The 19,692-nt window shown below is 59.4% G+C and carries 10 protein-coding genes; all 10 read left to right on the forward strand.

Annotated features, from left to right (window positions below; all coding sequences use genetic code 11):
- Nucleotide 1 precedes the first annotated feature (1 nt).
- Nucleotides 2-2,551, forward strand: coding sequence for a glycoside hydrolase family 95 protein (locus tag EPD60_RS00140; RefSeq protein ID WP_131445426.1), 2,550 nt, complete (start codon nt 2-4; stop codon nt 2,549-2,551).
- A gap of 36 nt (nt 2,552-2,587) precedes the next feature.
- Nucleotides 2,588-4,720: a glycoside hydrolase family 31 protein gene (locus EPD60_RS00145; protein ID WP_243647728.1), complete on the forward strand. Its 2,133-nt coding sequence runs from the start codon at nt 2,588-2,590 to the stop codon at nt 4,718-4,720.
- A complete protein-coding gene (locus tag EPD60_RS00150) occupies nt 4,720-5,898 on the forward strand; it encodes an alginate lyase family protein (RefSeq protein ID WP_131445432.1) in 1,179 nt (392 codons plus the stop codon). Before EPD60_RS00145 ends, EPD60_RS00150 begins: the two co-directional genes overlap by 1 nt.
- A 30-nt stretch (nt 5,899-5,928) precedes the next feature.
- Nucleotides 5,929-8,979, forward strand: a complete 3,051-nt coding sequence (locus EPD60_RS17190) for an alpha-L-fucosidase (RefSeq protein ID WP_243647729.1) — start codon at nt 5,929-5,931, stop codon at nt 8,977-8,979.
- 28 nt (nt 8,980-9,007) lie between these two features.
- Nucleotides 9,008-10,372: a polysaccharide lyase 6 family protein gene (locus tag EPD60_RS00160; RefSeq protein WP_131445435.1), complete on the forward strand. Its 1,365-nt coding sequence runs from the start codon at nt 9,008-9,010 to the stop codon at nt 10,370-10,372.
- A 144-nt stretch (nt 10,373-10,516) separates the two neighbouring features.
- Nucleotides 10,517-11,941 carry an alpha-L-fucosidase gene (locus EPD60_RS00165; protein WP_131445438.1) on the forward strand — a complete coding sequence of 475 codons (1,425 nt, stop codon included), beginning with the start codon at nt 10,517-10,519 and terminating at the stop codon, nt 11,939-11,941.
- Between the two features lie 23 nt (nt 11,942-11,964).
- Nucleotides 11,965-13,560 (forward strand): glycoside hydrolase family 28 protein, encoded by a 1,596-nt coding sequence (locus EPD60_RS00170; RefSeq protein ID WP_131445442.1) that lies wholly within the window; start codon nt 11,965-11,967, stop codon nt 13,558-13,560.
- Between the two features lie 4 nt (nt 13,561-13,564).
- Nucleotides 13,565-15,106 (forward strand): DUF4955 domain-containing protein, encoded by a 1,542-nt coding sequence (locus EPD60_RS00175; RefSeq protein WP_131445445.1) that lies wholly within the window; start codon nt 13,565-13,567, stop codon nt 15,104-15,106.
- A 51-nt stretch (nt 15,107-15,157) separates the two neighbouring features.
- On the forward strand, nt 15,158-18,112 hold the full coding sequence (locus EPD60_RS00180) for an endopygalactorunase (protein WP_131445448.1): 2,955 nt from the start codon (nt 15,158-15,160) through the stop codon (nt 18,110-18,112).
- On the forward strand, nt 18,109-19,689 hold the full coding sequence (locus EPD60_RS00185; RefSeq protein ID WP_131445451.1) for a hypothetical protein: 1,581 nt from the start codon (nt 18,109-18,111) through the stop codon (nt 19,687-19,689). Before EPD60_RS00180 ends, EPD60_RS00185 begins: the two co-directional genes overlap by 4 nt.
- Nucleotides 19,690-19,692: the final 3 nt, after the last annotated feature.

The following is a 19,692-nucleotide window of genomic DNA, read 5'->3' on the forward strand; positions in this document are numbered from 1 at the left end:
CATGCGAAACTATATTCTCTCATTTTTCTGCAGCGCGCTTGCCCTGTCCGCATCGGCGCAAAAGAGCACCGATACGCCGCTAAAGCTTTGGTACGAGCGTCCCGCCGCGGCCTGGGAAGAGGCCCTTCCGCTGGGTAATGCACGCACCGGCGCCATGGTATTCGGCGGCATCGGCACGGAGCGCTTCCAGCTTAACGACAATACGCTTTGGTCGGGCGCTCCCGATCCCGGTAATGTGCCCGAAGGTCCGCAGATACTGGAGCAGGTGCGCAGGCAACTCTTTGCGTCCAACTGGGACAGCGCCACGCGGCTCTGGAAAAGAATGCACGGGCCCTACTCGGCGCGCTACCTGCCCCTGGCCGACCTGTGGCTGAAGCAGGCAGGAGATTCTGCCGCCACAAACTATTACCGCGACCTCGATCTTGAAACCGCTGTTGCCACCGTGCGCTACGAAGCCGGCGGCGTGCGTTATCAGCGCGAGTCTTTCATCAGCTATCCCGACAAAGCACTCGTGGTGCGCCTCAGCGCCAGCAGCAAGGGCGCCCTGAACTTCCGCACCGACCTTACCAGCAAGCTTCACTACCGCGTATCGGCCCCGGCAGGCAATTACCTCGTGCTGCGCGGCAAGGCTCCGAAATATGTAGCCAACCGCGATTACGAGCCCATACAGGTTGGTTACGATGACTGGAAAGGGGAGGGTATGAATTTCGAGGTGCACGTACGCCTGGTTGCACGCGGCGGCTCGGTTCAGGCTGCCGACAGCGGGCTTGTGGTAAGCGGTGCCGATGAAGTAACCCTGTATCTTACTGAAGCCACGAGCTTCAACGGCTTCAACCGCTCGCCCGGTCTCGACGGAAAAGATCCTGCACCTATTGCCCGGGCCGCGATGACCGCCCTGCTTTCCCGTAGTTATACGGATCTGCGGCAGCGGCACCAGCAGGACTACCAGCGCCTATTTGGTCGCGTGAACCTCGACCTTGGGTCGGACGCCGAAGCCCTGAAGCGGCCGACCGACGTGCGCCTCCGCAACTTCGCGAGGAACCCCGACGCACAGCTGGTGGCCCTGTACTACCAGTATGGCCGTTACCTTATGATCGCTTCCTCCCGGCCGGGGGGACGCCCCACCAACCTGCAGGGCATCTGGAACGACCAGGTGCAGCCACCCTGGGGCAGTAATTATACTACCAACATCAACACCGAAATGAACTACTGGCTGGCGGAGAACACGAATCTCTCCGAGTGCCACCGGCCGCTGTTCGATTTCCTCAAAGAACTCGCCGTGAACGGCGCTGTGACCGCGCGCACCAACTACGGCATCAATCAGGGATGGGTGGCGCACCACAACACCGACCTCTGGGCCAAAACCTCGCCGCCCGGTGGCAAAGGTTGGGATGACCCCAAAGGAATGCCCCGCTGGTCGGCCTGGCCCATGGCCGGCGGCTGGCTCAGTACACACCTTTGGGAGCACTACCGCTTCACCGGCGATACCCGCTTCCTGCGCGATACGGCTTACCCGTTGATGAAGGGCGCCGCGCAATTCCTGCTGAAATGGCTGGTTAAAGATCCCACTACCGGCTACCTCGTCACCGCGCCGGCAACCTCGCCCGAAAACACGATCAAGATCAACGGCAAGGAATACCAGCTCAGTATCGCATCCACGATGGACATGTCGATCATCCGCGAGCTCTTTACCGCAACCGTCAGGGCGACTGATGTGCTGCAAGTAGATGCCGCTTTCCGGAAGGAACTGCAGGCCGCACTGGCGAAGCTCTATCCCTTTCATATCGGCAAGCACGGGCAGCTGCAGGAGTGGTTCAAAGACTGGGATGATCCGGCCGACAAGCACCGCCACCTCTCGCACCTGTTCGGGCTTTACCCGGGCAACCAGATCTCGGTAGACCGCACGCCCGAACTGGCTGCGGCTGCCAAGCGCTCACTGCAGCACCGCGGCGATGTAAGCACCGGCTGGTCGATGGCCTGGAAGATCAACTGGTGGGCGCGGCTGCGCGATGCAGAGCATGCCTACTCCATTCTCAGCTCCGCCTTCACCTTCATCGACCCGAAGGCTAAACGGGAGGTGATGGGTGGCGGCGGCACCTATCCCAACCTCTTTGACGCGCATCCGCCCTTCCAGATTGATGGCAACTTCGGCGCCACCGCCGGCATCACCGAGATGCTGCTGCAAAGCCACGATGGCGAGCTGGCGCTGCTTCCTGCACTTCCGAAAGCATGGCAACGCGGAGCCGTCTCCGGCATCAAGGCACGCGGCAACTTTACCGTGAATATGATTTGGGCCGCAGGGAAGCTTACCGAAGCCCGAATCTTCTCCGCCATCGGCGGGCCCTGCCGCATCAGCGCTCCGGTGCCCATCCGCGTACGGGAGGCAGCAACCTTGAAGGGAGCGGCCGCCAATGTCCTCCAGCTTCCGGTGCCCAAGCCGCCTTACGGCAAAGACCCGGCTGCTTCGCTGGAGCCACTTTCGGCTCCGACCCGCTATTCCGTGACGATACAAACTGAAAAAGGAAAGACCTATACGATCGTACCCCAATAACCATTGAACGTGATTCTCATGAAGAAAATAACCTCATTGCTTCTCCTGTTAGTTGGTCTTTTTGCTTCCCGCGCTGCACTCGCCCAGGGCATTACCTGGACCGAAGTGGCGCCTGGCGTCTGGAAGGGCGTGGCCGGACGTCCCGAAGCCTATGACCTCATCAAGGCCTCCGGCGCACAGCCTGCGCGCGAGGCCCTTGCGCGGCTTCCGAAAGGTGCCTTCCCGCTGCAGCAATCCGAGATTGCCGGTAAGGTAGCCGATGGCAAGACCTACCTGCGCTTTCCGCTGCAGCGCGACGAGCAGCTCTATGGCTTCGGCCTCAACTTCCAGACGGTGCACCAGCGCGGAAAGATCCTGCAGCTGCACATGGACCACTATGGTGGCAAGGATAACGGCCGCACCCATGCCCCGACGCCTTTCTATGTGTCTTCGGCCGGGTATGGTGTATTTGTAAACACGGCACGCTACCTCAACGTATATGCCGGCAGCGGCGTGCGCAAAGACAGCAAGAACCCGCCGGTGGAGAAGGACCGCAACACGGATAAGTCGTGGAGCTCGCGGCCTTATTCCGACGCCGTTGAAATGCTGGTTCCCGCGGGTGGCGTGGAAGTATACGTTTTCGCTGGTCCTACACCGTTAGACGCCGTTCGCCGCTTCAACCTGTTCAACGGCGGCGGCCCGCTGCCGCCGCGCTGGGGCCTTGGCTTCACGCAGCGTGTGCGCTCGCTCTACACGGCCGATGAAGTGGCAAAAGAAGTGGCCCTCTTTGAAGAGAAGGGCTTCCCGCTCGACTTCGTGGGCCTCGAGCCCGGCTGGCAAAGCCGCGCCTATCCCGGCACCTTTGAATGGGACAAAACCCGTTATCCCAACCCAGGCAGCTTTGTAGACGCTATGCGCAAAAAGGGCGTTCGTCTCAACCTCTGGATCAACCCCTACGTTTCGAAGGCCGCTTCGTTTTATCCCGCCATCAAGCCCTACACGGGCTCGCATACGGTATGGACGGGCGAAGTGCCCGACTTCAACATGCCGCAGGCACGCAGTGCCTTCTTTGGGCAATTGCAAAAAGACCAGGTGGACATTGGCGTGAGCGGCTATAAGATCGATGAGGTGGATGGATATGACCATTACCTGTGGCCTGATGTGGCTACGTTCCCCTCGGGTACCAGCGCCGAGCAGATGCGCCAGACCTTCGGTATGCTGGCCATGCGCTACAGCGTAGATATGTTCCGCAAAAAGAACCAGCGTACCTACGGGCTCGTACGTGCCAACAACGGTGGCGGCGTATCGCTGCCTTACGTGATCTACAATGATTATTACAACCACCAGGATTTCATTACGGCCCTGATCAACAGCGGCACCGCGGGCGTTCTGTGGACACCCGAAGTGCGGGCCTCCAAGACAGGAGAGGAGTGGCTGCGCCGCTTCCAGACCGTGGTCTTTTCGCCCATGGCCATGATCAATGCCTGGTCGAGCGGTACGAAGCCCTGGTCGTATCCGGAAGTGGCTGACCAGGTGAAGGAGCTCGCGCTGTTGCGCATGCGGATGATGCCGTATTGGTACAGCGAGTTTGCCAAATACCATTTCGAGGGCACGCCGCCCTTCCGCGGTATGGCGCTGGAAGCCGGCTTCAAGCAGGAAGTGAAGAAGGAAGCAGGCTCCGCCAACCTCGAAGAAAACCCCTATGCGGAAGCTACTTCGCGCGAGATCAAAGACCAGTATATGGCGGGCGAATACCTGCTGGTGGCGCCGCTCTTTACCGGCGACACGGTACGTAAGGTGGTGCTGCCACGTGGGAAATGGTACGACTTCTATACGGGTGAATTCGCCGGCGACGGCACCGTACTTACCGTGCGCCCCGGCCGTGATAAAATACCGGTATACGTGAAGGACGGTGGTATCATCCCGATGATGACGCCCCGCCTGCATGCGCCCGGCGCTGGCGAAAAGGTCGACCTGGAAATCCGGCACTACGGAACGGCGCCTTCTGCCTATAAGCTTTATGACGACGACGGCGAAACATTCAACTACGAAAAGGGTGCCTACAGCTGGCGCGAGATCCGCGTGGAGCGGAGTTCCGATGGAAGCCTTAAGGGCAGCATCTCGGCGCCGGTGACCGGGAAGCCCAATACGGTTGGTAACGTGCGCTTCACTTTTATGACTAAGCCCTGATGCGTACTTTTTTTCTGATAGCGGTCCTTTCCTTCTTTTCCTGCGCGCCACAGCGTGCCGGGAGAAGCACTCCGTCATCGATCGGGGAGCAAGCGGCCGCGACGCTGCGCAGCACGACCCTCACCGAAGCGGCCTGGGCGCTGGCGCAGGAACCGGAAACCGTAACGGCGCACAGCTCGCCGCGCAGTGCAGGAGGTCGTCATGATTTCTTTTCGGAAGGTGATTACTGGTGGCCCAATCCGGCGAGCCCGGATAGTCCCTACATCCAGAAGGATGGTCTTACCAACCCCGACAACTTCGTGGCGCACCGACAGGCCGTCATGCGCCTCAGCCGCATCGTGGGCGCGCTGGCACAGGCTTACCTGCTAACGGGCGATGAACGCTATGTGCAGCACGCGCTGAAGCATTGCCGTGCCTGGTTTGTGGATACGGCCACCCGCATGAACCCGAGCCTGCTCTATGCACAAGCCATCAAAGGGCGCTTCACCGGGCGCGGCATCGGCATCATCGATACGATCCATTTTATGGAAGTGGTGCAGGGCCTGCTGCGTATGGAGCACGCCAAAGGCGCGGCCCCCCGTGATTTCGTGGCTATCCGTAACTGGTTCGGTGAATACCTCACCTGGCTCACCACGCATAAATACGGGAAGGACGAGATGAATGCGGAGAACAACCACGGCACCTGCTGGGTGATGCAGGTAGCGGCGTTCGCCCGGTTTACCGGCAACGAAAAGTTGCTCGACTTTTGCCGCACCCGCTACAAGCAGGTGCTGCTGCCCGGGCAGATGGCCGCCGATGGCAGCTTCCCGCGCGAGCTGCGTCGTACAAAGCCTTACGGGTATTCACTGTTTAATCTTGACGCGATGGCCGCCATTTGCCAGGTGCTTTCGACAAAAGAAGATAACCTCTGGAATTATACGACTACGGACGGCCGCTCGATCCGGAAAGGCATTGCGTTCCTGTTTCCCTACATCGACGATAAGGGCCGGTGGCCCTATCAGAAAGACGTGATGTACTGGGAGCAGTGGCCGGTGGCACAACCGGCGCTCGTCTTTGGGGCGGCGGCTTACAACGAACAACATTGGTTCAGCACCTGGCAGCGCCTCGACCACGCGCCGCAGGTGGAAGAAGTATTGCGGAACCTGCCGGTACGGCACCCGCTGATCTGGATGGAATAAAACGAACACTCTAATAGAAAAGCTTTGGCAATGATGAAGAGATTTATATGGGCGATGGCCGCCCTGCTTTGCGGCAGCCTGACCGTTGGCGCGCAGACAACACCAGTAGGTGACGAGGACAAGGAAATGTTCAACCGCGGCCGTGCCCGCGACCAGCAGGCGCTCGATGAGGCGCAGCAGACCTGGTGGCCTGTGTCGATGAAGACGCATGATAAACGCATCCAGTGGTGGCGCGAAGCACGCTTCGGTATGTTCATGCACTGGGGCATCTACTCATTGCCCGGCGGCGAGTGGAAAGGGCAGCGTGTAAGCGGCTATGCCGAGCACCTGATGCGCAAGGAAAAGATCTCGCGCGCCGATTACCTGGAGCTGGCAAGCCACTTCAACCCGGTGCGCTTCAATGCCGACGAGTGGATCCGCCAGGCAAAGGGCGCCGGCATGCGCTATTTCATCATTACCGCCAAGCACCACGATGGATTCGCCATGTTCGACTCGAAAGTCTCCGATTTCGATATCGTGGACCGCACGCCTTTCAAGCGCGACCCGATGGCCGAACTGGCTGCGGCGGCACGCAAGCAAGGGATCCGCTTCGGCTTTTATTACTCGCACGCCTTCGACTGGGAGCATCCCGATGCGCCGGGCAACGACTGGGAATACAATAATCCCGGTGGTGATAAGAACCTGCATGGCGGCCGCGATTGGTACGACCTGCATCCCGATATGCTCGAAAAGGCGCGGCACTATGTGGATGAAAAGGTTATCCCGCAGCTGCGCGAGCTGCTGACGAAATACCATCCCGACATCCTCTGGTTCGACACGCCGCAAAAGCTGCCGCTGTCGGAAAACATCCGGATCCTCAAAGCCATCCGCGCCATCGACCCGAACGTGGTGGTGAACGGACGCCTGGTACGTACCGCGGGCGCCAACCTCGGCGACTACCGCAACACCGCCGACCGTCCCGCCGAGTTCTTTCCCGTAGAAGGCGACTGGGAAGCGATTCCCACTACCAACGAATCGTATGGCTACCACAAGTTCGACAGCAGCCATAAGCCTGTTGGCCACTTTGTGCAGCTGCTGGCCAGCGCTGCCTCCCGCGGCGGCAACCTGCTGATGAACATCGGCCCGAAAGGGGACGGCGCCATCGATGACAAGGACCAGCGCATCCTGGCCGGCATCGGCTCCTGGCTGAAGCGGAACGGGGAAAGCATTTACGGAACCGAAAAAAGCAGCATTGCCCCGCAAAGCTGGGGCGTGTCTACAACACGCGGGTCGCGCATTTACCTGCACGTTTTCCAATGGCCACGCAATGGACAGCTCGAAGTCGGTGGCCTGCGTACGGCTCCCACGCGCGTGTCGCTGCTGGCCGACCCGAAGAAAAGCTTCACGGCACGCGGCACGAACAACGGTCTGGTCATTTCACTGCCTGCACTGCCCATCGACAGTATAAATACAGTACTCGTGCTCGATTTCAAGGGCAAGCCCGCTGCTGATACGGTTCGGTACCTTTCCCCGAATGTGGCGCGCACGCGGCTCCTGGCTTTTGATGCCGGGCAGCAGGGCAAAGGATTTTCCTTCGGCGACGGCAAAACCGACCGCTATTACGTAGAGGGCTGGAAAAGCAAGGACCAGTGGCTCAGCTGGACTTTCCGCACACCCACAGCCGCTAACTACCACCTGCGCATCCGCTACCTTGCTCCCGCAGAAACCAGCGGCGGCACCTATGCCCTTACCGGCGGAGACTTTTATACGCAGCAAGCGGTGAGTACGTCCAAAGGTGTGGTCACGCAGGACCTGGGCTACCTGTGGCTGAAGAACGGCCTCAACCGCATTGAGCTGAAGCCGGTACAAATCGGTGGCAGCGAGCTGATGAAACCCCTCGAGCTGCAACTCGAGCCGGTAGCGGAAGCCTTCAGCCTGCCGAAAGTCTTTGCCGATGCGGAAGCACAGACGCGCGTAATGCTCGGCGAGATTCCGAGGGCCCAGGCAGCACGCTCTTCACTCACAACAGGCGGCACGCCGGGAAGCGCGGGTGTCGACCTCGTGTCGCCGCGCACCCTCGACAGCGGGCGCCTCCGCCTCGTTACGGCGCGCGACTGGACCAGCGGCTTTTTTCCCGGCGTGCTGTGGCAACTATATGCCTACACGCAAAAGCCGGAATGGAAAGCTGTCGCAGCACGCTTTACAGCTCCCATCGAAAAAGAAAAGACCAACGCCACCACACACGACATGGGCTTCAAGGTCTATTGCAGCTTCGGTACCGGGTACGCGCTCACGGGCGATGCGCATTACAAAGAAGTGATCCTGCAGTCGGCACGCACGCTCAGCACCCGGTTCAACAAGACCGCCGGCGTGATCCGCTCCTGGGACCACAGCAAGCAGAAGTGGGACTTCCCGGTGATTATCGACAATATGATGAACCTCGAACTGCTTTTTGCCGCCACCCGTCTTTCCGGCGACTCCTCTTTTTACCGCATCGCGGTGAGCCATGCCGACAATACGATGAAGAATCACTTCCGCCCCGACTACAGCTCTTACCATGTAGTGGACTACGATTCCACGGCATTCGGGCGCATCAACAAAAAGACAACACACCAGGGCTACGCCGATGCTTCTGCCTGGGCGCGCGGACAGGGCTGGGGGCTATATGGCTACACCATGTGCTTCCGCGAAACCCGCAACCCGCGCTACCTGCAGCAGGCTGAAAAGATCGCGGCATATATCCTGTCGCATCCCAATATGCCTGAAGACGGAGTGCCCTACTGGGACTTCAATGCACCGGCTATTCCGGCCGAGCCGCGCGATGCTTCGGCGGCAGCCGTGATCGCCTCGGGACTATACGAGTTGAGCACCTACAGCAAAGACGGTAAAAAGTATCGCGCCGCCGCGGACAGGATCGTAGAAAACCTGACGCGCAGCTACCGCGCCCCGGTGGGCACCGCGCGCGGTTTCCTGCTGCTGCACAGCACCGGGTCCAAACCCTCGAACAGCGAGGTGGATGTGCCCCTCAACTACGCAGACTATTATTATCTCGAAGCACTCCTGCGGCGGAAGAAACTGCAGGAGGGCAAAAAACTTTTCTGATTCATCAGCCACCACAATCCGAAAAACAATGAAGAAACTATTAACGCTTCTCCTCCTCGCCGGCATGCAACCTTGTTTTGCCCGCACGATCACCGTGGCCTCCCTGGCCGAATTACAATCTGCCATCGATCACGCGGCACCCGGCGATGTAGTGTTACTCAAGCCCGGCGTCTATGATGCGAATGCCGATATCGTGGTACATGCCGCCGGCACCGAAAAGGGACGCATTAACATTGCCGCTGCCAAGGCCGGTGCGGCGGAGATTACCGGCAAGTGCGGATTCCGTCTTGACAGCGCCGCGCGCTATATCGTAATCAGCGGCTTCCGGTTCACGCATGCCGCCTCCAAAGCGCGTTCGGACGCGGGCAGCCGCTTCTGCCGCTGGACACAGAATATTTTCGAAACACCCGGGGACGGTGAAAACCTCACCATCGCCGGCAACGACACGGAAGTTGACCACAATACCTTCCGCAACAAGCACGCCATGGGGCGCTTCCTGGCGATCCGTGGCGCCGGCAAGCAGATCGCCGAACGCCTCTGGATCCACCACAATTATTTCAAAGGACAAGCGGACCAGGGCGGTAAGAATGGTGCGGAGACCTTGCAGTTCGGACTCAGCGGGTTCAGCCTGTCGCTGAGCAAAAGCATCGTGGAGCATAATCTTTTCGAAGAGTGCGCCGGTGAGAACGAGCTCATTTCGATCAAAGCTTCCGGCATCGTGCTGCGCTACAATACCATCCGTAACTGCCCGGCACAGTTCACCCTGCGCCATGGCAACTTCAACGAGGTATATGGCAACTACTTCACCCATACGCCCGGCCTCCGCATCTTCGGCGACGATCACCTGGTACACAGCAATTATTTCGACAGCTGCTCCATGGGAATCAATATCGGCAATGGCGGCGCCGAGGTGGCCGATGGTGCGCCTCTTACTTCACACGATCGCCCCGACCGCGTGCTGATCGCCTTCAATACGCTGGTGCACAATAAAGCCAACATCGTGCAGACGGCGCGTAAGGACGGCCTTGGATCAACCTATATCGCGGTGGTGAACAACCTGATTGTGGGCGGCCCGGTCGCCGCCTCGATCGTTGGGCCTGCAGACCACCATACCTGGGAGGGCAACCTGATTTTTGAAACGGCGCCGGGCTCCATGCCGGAAGGATCCTTCCGCGTTGCCGATCCGAAGCTCGAACAGGACAAGAACGGTACCTGGCACCTGCGCAAGGGGAGTCCCGCCATTGATGCAGCCGAAGCCAATAAGCGCGTGGCCACCGATATGGATGGCCAGGGACGCGAGGGACGCTATGACGTCGGCGCGGATGAAGTGGCCAAAGGGGAGAAGCCGGCCCATATGCTGCAGCCATCCGAAGTAGGCGCATCTTTCCAATAAAAGCCGTTTTTCCTGCCGTCATCGCGTCTCGGCGTTAAAATCATTGAATAAACGGCCAATCTGCTGCGGCTGCATCGCAGTAAAAAGTAGTTAGTTGCAACCTGGCAGCCGGGCTTCCTCGGTCCGGGTAAAATGCAATGCTGTATGAAAAAATTTCTGCTCGCCGTCAGCGGCCTCTTCTTCCTGAGCCTTTCCGCGCTCGCACAGGATACCTCCAAAAATGCCCGCATGCAATGGTGGCGCGAAGCGCGCTTTGGCATGTTCATCCACTGGGGCGTGTATTCGCAGTGGGCAGGTGTATACCACGGCCACCAGCAGGCTCGTGGTGGTGCCGAGTGGATCATGAACCGCTCCAAAATTCCCGTGGCCGAATACCAGCAGCGGGCACGCTCCTTCAACCCTACGGCCTATGATGCCGACGCCTGGGTGCGCCTCGCCAAGGAGGCGGGTATGAAGTATATCATCATCACCGCCAAGCACCACGACGGCTTTGCCCTGTTCAATTCCAAAGCGAGCAAATGGGACATCACCGATGCCACCGCCTATGGCAAAGACCTGCTGAAGCCGCTGGCAGAAGCCTGCCGCCGTCATGGTATGAAGCTCGGATTTTATTACTCGCAGGCACAGGACTGGAACAACCCCGGGGGCTCTGTGGCGCGTAAGGAAATGCGCGAGGGATGGGCCAACCCCGACTCTGCCCGCATCGATGCCTACACGGCCGCCCATAAGGGGCACTGGGATCCCGCGCAGGAGACCCGCAGCTTCGAGCAATACATCGACGAAGTGGCGGTGCCCCAGGTACGCGAGCTCATGACCAACTATGGCGAGGTAGCCGTGCTGTGGTGGGATACGCCCACCGGCATGACCGATGAGGCCGCCGGCAAGCTGAAGGCCGCCCTGGCTTCTCAGCCGATGATCATTACCAACGACCGATTGAAGCGCCCCAACTTCCCGGGCGATACCAAAACCCCGGAGCAGAAGATCCCGACACAGGCCGAGCTCGACGGACAGGACTGGGAAACCTGCATGACCATGAACGGCAGCTGGGGCTACAAAAGCTGGGACGACAAGTGGAAGCCGACGGAAACGCTGATTCGCAACCTGGTGGATATTGCCTCTAAAGGCGGCAACTACCTGCTTAATATCGGCCCGAAGGAAGATGGTACCATACCCCAGGAAAGCATCGGCCGCCTCAAGCAAATCGGTGCCTGGATGAAGGTGAACGGCGAAGCGATCTACGCCTCCAAGGCCAGCCCGCTTGCACCGCTGCCCTGGGGCCGCGTGACGCGAAAGGAAGGTGCAAAAACGACAACTCTTTATTTCTCCGTATTCGACTGGCCGCAGGACGGGCGCCTGCTGGTGCCCGGCATCAGCAAGGAGGTGGTTTCGGCAAGCATACTGGGCGGCGGTAAGGTAAAAACCGAGCTGACCCCGGAAGGCCTGAAGCTGCAAGTGCCTGCTACAGCACCCGACCCGGTAGCCTCCGTCATTCGCGTTACCTTCCGCGGGCAGTTTGAGAACGTGAACCTGCCGGGCAAACAAAAGATGAAAACCGGGGCGCTCGATTAAGTGGTCCCTGATAATACTATCCGATGATCCCATTTCTGAAACGCCTTTCAGCCCTTTGCACAGGCAGCCTGCTCCTGGTGCAGGCAGAAGCCACCGATGTAACCGTCACGGACTTTGGTGCCATAGCCGATGGAAAGACACTGACCTCCGATGCCCTGCAGCGCGCGATCGACGCCTGCGGCGCGTCGGGCGGCGGCACCGTTTTCTTTCCCGAAGGCAACTACCTGTCGGGCACTATCGCACTACGCTCCGGCGTGACCCTCCACTTCAATAAAGGCGCCCGCCTGCTCGGCAGCACCAATATTGAAGACTACCGCAACCTGGATCCGTTCACCGAAGGTCTGGGCATCGATGTGGGCTGGGCCCTCCTGGTTGCCGTAGACCTGAAGAACATCGCCATCGAGGGTGAAGGCATCATTGACGGGCAGGGTGCCAAGCTCAAAGAAGAACACATTCTGAAGGATACCCGTCCCGAAGGAAAGCGCTGGGGGCGCCGACCCTTCCTGCTGCGCATCGTGCGCTGCGAGGGCGTGCGGGTGCAGGATGTCACCCTCAATTATGCTGCCGCCTGGACCTCGCATTATTTCCAGTCGCGCAATATCCGCATCAGCAACATAAAAATCCAGAGCGTGGGCGTAGCGCACAACGACGGTATCGACATCGATGGCTGCCAGGATATGCGCATCAGCGGCTGCGATATCGTAAGCGGCGATGACGCTATCGTGTTCAAGACAACGTCGAGCAAAATGGCCTGCAGCAATATCGAGGTGAAAGACCTGCGGCTTAAAAGCAACCAGGCCGGCATCAAGATGGGCACCGAATCGATGGCGCCTTTCGAGAACATCCGCATTTCCAATTGCTATATCTACGACACCCGCAACGGGGGCATCAAGCTGCTGACAGTAGACGGCGCGCACCTGCGTAATGTCATCATCAGCGATATCACCATGGATAACGTGCGCACGCCGATGCTCTTCCGGCTGGGTGCCCGGCTGAGCGTTTTCCGCAAGGGACAGGACACGCAGCAACCCATCGGGACCCTCGAAAATGTGGTAGTCCGCAATGTAAAGGCAAAAGCCGCCGACTCGGCGCAGCTGAAGCCGCCTTCCGGGATCCTCATCACCGGCATTCCCGGGCACTACATCACCGGGCTGACGCTTGAAAACATCGAGATCGACCTGCTCGGAAGCGGTGACAAAGAGGCTTCCCGCCATGCCGTACCCGAAGCGATCGACCAATACCCTGAAGTGAAAACCTTTGGCCCGATCATCCCGGCCTATGGTGTGTGGGCGCGCCATGTACGCGGCCTGAAAATGAAGAATATCACCTTCCGGATAAAGCAGAACGACCTGCGCCCTGCCTTTGTCTGCGAGGACGGGGCGGACATTGAACTGCAATCCTGGACCCTTCCGGAAACAGAGGGAGCAGAAACCATTATCCGACTGCAGGATGTTAGCGGCGCGCGCATCTCGAAAGTGCAGGTGGGTGGCTCGGCAGGCTCCGTGGTGCGGCTGGAGGGTCGCAGCAGCAACGTGAAGCTGTCGAAGATCAAAGCGCCCGGTATCTCACAAAAAACAGCAACGGCAACCGGCACTGCTGCCGGGATTGCCCGCCCCTAATATCATGAAACAGTTTCTACTCCTGCTCCTTTTGCCCGCTTCGGCACTCACGGCACGGGCACAGTCCGTAACGCCCCTGTGGCAGGACTTTGTTTCGGCAAAGCATACCGGCAAGACGCCGGTGCTTCCGGACTTCTCCTACGCCGGCTATCATTTTTCGGAAAAGGCCCTGCCCGATCTGCGCGGGAAAAAGCAATTCAACGTTACTGATTACGGTGCCAAGCCTGATGATGACGTGTTCGACGACGAGGCCATTCAGAAAGCCATTGACGCTGCGGAGGCAAACCCCGGCGGTGGCGTGGTATTCTTTGCGCCCGGCCGCTTCCTGATCGCCCCGGACAGCAACAACAAAAAGCAGATCCGCATTTCCAAAAGCGGCATCGTGCTTAAAGGAAGTGGAGCAGAAACGGGTGGTACCGTCATTCACCAGGTAACGATGCGCATCAACGGGCGGCAGTTCCTGTTTCGTCCGGAAGACACACCATCACCCGCCCTTGCGATCCTTTCAAAGGACGCCGGGCGCGAAACCTTTACCGTAGAAGTACAGGACGCGGGCAAATTGAAGACCGGGCAGGACGTAGTGCTGCGTCACCGCAGCGAGGCCTTCACGCGCCTGTATTTTGCCCCGCTCGACCTGAAGCCGCAATGGACGCGCCTCTTCGGCGAAAAGGGCGGCATGCAGATCTTCGAGATCCACACCATTCAAAAGATTGAAGGCAACCGGGTAACGTTCCGCAACCCGCTGCACCTCGACGTGCGCCTCGTGCCCGGCGCCAACTGGGAGCTGGTACCATATACGGCACTCGAGGAAGTGGGTATCGAAGACATCCGCTTCACCAGCAACTGGAAAAATTATCCCGAGGAATTCATCCACCACAAGAACGAGATCCACGACTATGCCTACGAAGCCGTGGGCATGGAGTTCGTAAAGAACAGCTGGGTGCGTAACTGCGTATTCGAGGATTGGAACGAAGGCATCTTTATCCGCTCGGGCTATGGCGTTACCGTGACCAACACGCATTTCCGCGGCAAGAAAGGGCACGCTTCGGTGCATGCCCGCACCGGCTACGGCGTGCTGGTAAAGAACTGCAGCTTTAACGGGGCCCAGCATCATGGAGCCGGCACCGGCTACAGCGCCGTGGGCACCGTCATTACCCAATGCAGCCTCGGCACCGACCAGAACTTCGACATTCACTCGGGACAGCCCTATGCTACCCTGTACGATGATATCAAGGGCGGCGTTTTTTACAACCTGGGTGGGCCGGAGCCGGGCCATCCGCACCACGGCAAATACCTGGTGCTCTGGAATTTTCAGCACAGTTCCGCCAAGGAGCAGCATTATAACTTCTGGGATATGTCGCGGCGCCGTAATTACACGATTGCTGCCCCGCTGATGGTAGGCTTCCGCTCCGACAACCCGGTGACCTTCGAAAACTATCAGGTCAACGAAGAGCAAGGCAAGGAAGTGATGCCGCGATCACTGTTTGAGGCGCAGCTCGCCTTACGCCTGACCGGGAAGGACATCGCTTCCCCGAAAAGCAAATGATATTTTTTCGCATCGATCGATTATCAATCGCCCTGTTTCTCAATCCCGGCTATGATGAAGCGCACGATCCTCTTTACGATTCTTTTTGCTGCGGCTTACAAAGGTTACACACAGATCGCCCCGCAGCTTACTGTTTCCGAGGGCGCCACACACGTGCTCCGCGTAACAGAAGACACTGTCTACGTTGTGAGTGGCAGCACTTACGCCTACACCGTCGATACGAAGGAAGGGCAGGGGCTTGTATCCACCACTCCAACGGCAGCCGCCCTGCTTGCGCAGTTTCATGCGCGCACGGGTACGGTTACCCTGTTGGATCGTGCCGGCGCCGTACGCACCGGGGCGGTGCAGCGTGGCGATCGCCTTTTGCAGTCTTCCGGCGGAAGACTGCGCAGCTATGTGCTTGCCCTGGCTCCGGCTGCCATTGGCGGCACCCTGCAACTGGAGCAATCCAAACGCACTGCATCCGCAACTGCACCGATCCGGCTCCTGTTTACGGCGGGCCAGCGCACGCCCGATGCTACAGTGCGCATCAGCATACCGGCCGGCATCCGCGTTACGCCCAACAATACCTACATCAATGTTATCGGGCGCGGCGAGGTGCTTTTACGCGATCTTCCCACGCAATCGATCGGGCGCGCCGGCTCGGCTTACTCGTACAAGCGTGTCGGCAGTTTTGTGCTTGGGCCCGGAAGTGACGGAAGCACCGTGCTGACCCTGCGTCACCTCGACCTGCGTCCGGCAAACGGGGCGGATATCGTGCTTCGTATTACCGGCGTACGGATGGGTCGCCCGGGTACGTATACCTTCCGAGCCGTTTACGAAACGGCGGAACCTGCCCGGTATAGCAGCCCGGGCGCCGGCAGTGAAACGGCCGAAATGACTGTGACCAGCAGCATTTCCGACCTGGAGCGCGTTGCCGAAGCACCGAAACGCTACCGGGAAGATCCGGGCTTCTATACCAGCACCCGACTGCGCTGGGGCGGCGCTGCCGGACCCTTTGTGGTGGAGCAATCAGTGGATGGGAGCGGGGAGTGGACGCCCGTAAAAAATGTGCGCAATACGCGGGGAAATACAGCTGATATCTCCGGCCTTGTACCGGACCGACTTTACCGTTTCCGAGTTTATATTAAGGACGGACCCCAAAAAGGCTACTCAAACGAAGTGCGCTTTTTCAGCGGAAAGTTAGACGTGCGCCGCTTCGGCGCCGATGGCGCCGATACCCTCGACGATACGCGGGCGGTGAATGCTGCGATCGATTCCCTCTACCGATTAGGTGGCGGTACCCTGCTGTTTGCCGGCGGCACCTATCGCCTGCGTACCGTGCAGCTCCGGAGCAATGTGTTCCTTTATATAGCCAGTGACGCCACGCTGCAGGCAATAAAGGGCGGCGATGCGCCCGAGGCAACCTGGTTCAGCGACCGCAAATACCGCTCGGGCCTTTCGCCTACCGATGCAGGTCCTTACGAGGAACCCGACAACTGGCTTACAAAGCAGGATGTGGGGCATCACTATTTCCGCAACAGCATGTTCTTCGGTGAGCGGCTCGATAATGTAAAGATCGTCGGCAATGGCCGCATCACCGGGGCCGGCGTTCTGGTGACGAGCGACAAGGTGATGAATAATGCGCCTGATAACCGCTGCGACAAGATGTTCGCGCTGAAGCTGTGCACGAACGTCGAGATCGGCGGGCTCGCACGCGCTGAAGACCTTTGGTACGATGAGGCAAAGGATGCGCCTTATTATATCGGGAAGAACGGCAACAAAGATTTTGAAGTGGAGAACATGTTGCACATCGACCGGGCGGGACACTTCGCGCTGCTGGCGACGGGCACCGATAGTCTCTTCGTTCACGATACTTATTTCGCTAAAGCCCATAGCGGCAATGCCCGTGACATCTACGACTTCATGCAATGCAATGATGTCACCGTCGCCAATATTTATTCGAAGGTGAGCTCGGATGATATTGTGAAGCCCGGGTCGGACTGCTCGCTGGGCTTTACCCGGCCGGCGCGCCGCTTCCGGGTTCGTAATATTATCGGCGATACCAATTGCAACCTGTTCCAGGTCGGGTCGGAAACCGCCGACGACATCCGGGATGCCTGCGTGGATAATATCTACGTGCTGGGCGCCAACAAAGCAGGCTTTTCGATTTCCGCCAACGACGGGGCCCGCGTGAGCGATATTCACCTGAACTGCGGCCACACCGGCCCGCTGCATGCGCGCTCGCAGATGCGCCGCACCACCACGCCGTTTTTTATCTCCATCTCCAACCGTGGCCGGGTGCTTGGTGCAAAGGCATCACGCGTTCAGTTCACCGAAGACGGCGTTGCTCACGACGAGCTGCTGATCAATAACATCAACATCGGAATTGTTGAAAATGTATTCATCAACGGGGTTGATGTGAGCGAAGTATACGGGGGCAGCTCTTTCGGCGATGCCGGTGCACGGTGGAAGCCTTTCGATGGCAAGCAACGCAGCGCCACCCCGATCGTGGCTGGCTACGCGCTGCCCGACAGCAGCCAGGTTGCAGGCGGCAGGTTGCCCTTCCGCCTGGCTGATGGCCGGCATACCGGAACGGTGCGGAATATCCGTTTCACCGATGTGCGGGTAACAGTGAAAGGCGGACACCCGGCGAGCGATACCGCCGCCGTACCGCCGGAGCTGGGTGTGGGCCAGTACAATGTCTCCAACCTGAAGGTGCAGCCTTCGTACGGGCTTTGGGCCCGTCACGTGCGGAACCTTGCAGTAGAGAACTGCTCGTTTAAATATGAGAAGGAGGACGGCCGCTATGTTATATACCTCGATGATGTGGCCGGGGCCCGCTTCAGCGGCGTTGCCTGGGAAAAATCCGGTGCATTGCCCTCCGCTATCGGGATGAAAAAGACAACGGGCCTGCAGGTGCAGCGCCCGGTTGCCAACGTGCAGCAGCGGGAACATGAACCAGTGCCGCCGCGTCGTCCCGCCGCCGCGAAAAGTAAAAACGTAACTACTTCGCAGATACAATGAATCCAGTACAACTACGGTCGGCAGTCGCTGTTGCGCTGCTCACCACCCTTACGCAATTGAGCTCCGCGCAGGACCTGCCGGTTGCCGCTGCCGCTACGGTCAGTGAATGGGTGACAGCAGCCCCTGACGGGAAGCTCACTTATAAAACGTTGCCTGCCGGCGACCGGATCCTTGATTTCTCCTATGCCGGCTACCGGGGCGGCGGGGTGGCCCTTCCCAACGTACCCGTGGTACTCACTCTGGGTCCGGGCGATGGAGACCAGTCCGCCGCAATACAGGACGCGCTCAACGAGCTTGCCCGCAGGCCGCTCCGCAACGGCTTCCGGGGTGCCTTGCTGCTCGCGCCGGGCAATTATCCCTGCGAGAAAACCATCCTGATCCCGGCAAGCGGCATCGTGCTGCGCGGCAGTGGTTCCGGTACTTCGGGAACGGTACTGACCATGGTGGGCAAAGAACACGTTTGCATCTCGGTGAGCGGAAAGGTAAGCATGCGGCCGGTAGGCGCTCCCGTGCGGATCGCCAATGCCTATGTGCCGTCCGGCAGCATCAGCCTGCAGGTTGCCGACGCCCGTACGTTCGTAGCCGGTGATACGGTGCGCATCGCCCGCCCGGTAACGGAGCGCTGGGTGCACTTCATGGGCATGGACTCTATGGTGCGGGACGGAAAGCCGCAAACCTGGATCACCGGCGAGATCAGCGTTGACCGCGTGATTACAAAAGTGGCCGGCAGCCGGATTACGGTCGACGTACCGCTTACGGACAGCTACGACGAACGCTACCTCGGGCCCACCGGCGCCACCGTGGTAAAGATCACCGGCTCGGGCGAACTGTCGGAAGTTGGGATCGAACGGCTGCGGATCGTGTCGCCGGCACAATCGGTAACGATCAGCGAGGGCCACCACCGTGCCATTACGATGGGCGGCATTGCCGACGGCTGGCTTCGCGACATCGAAGTATTCAATACGGTGAACAGCGTGAGCATCACCGGACGGCGCATCACGGTGCAGGGACTCCATATCGCTCATGAGCTGGCAACGAAAGGCGCGGCCAAACCCGCCGATATCAACGGCAGCGGGCAGCAGTTGCTCTTCGACCGCTGCCGCATCGAAGGCGACAACCTCTTTTTTTTCGGCACAGGTGCCAAGGCCAGCGGCCCGGTGGTGCTCCTGAATTGTACGTTCCGGGGCAATGGCTGGATTCAGCCGCATCAGCGCTGGGCTACCGGCCTTTTGGTCGATAATTGCACAGTACCGGAAGGAGGTATCGATTTCATGAATCGCGGCTCGATGGGGTCGGGACATGGCTGGGCCATAGGCTGGGCTGTTGCCTGGAATTGTACGGCACGAAGCTTCCTCAACCAGCAGCCGCCGGGAGCAGCCAACTGGGTCATCGGCAGCAGCGGCGAGCGCCAGCACAAGGCCATCCCTTTTCTTGAACAACCCATTCTTCCCGAAGGGATCTATGACGCCCATGGCAAGCGGGTAAGCCCCTCGAGCCTGTACCTCGCGCAGCTGCAGGCACGCCTCGGCCGCCAGGCGGTGGTCAACACCGGTTATGAAACAAGCACCAGAAAATAAGAT

The sequence above is a fragment of the Flaviaestuariibacter flavus genome (assembly GCF_004337505.1).
Taxonomy (GTDB): Bacteria; Bacteroidota; Bacteroidia; order Chitinophagales; family Chitinophagaceae; genus Flavisolibacter; species Flavisolibacter flavus.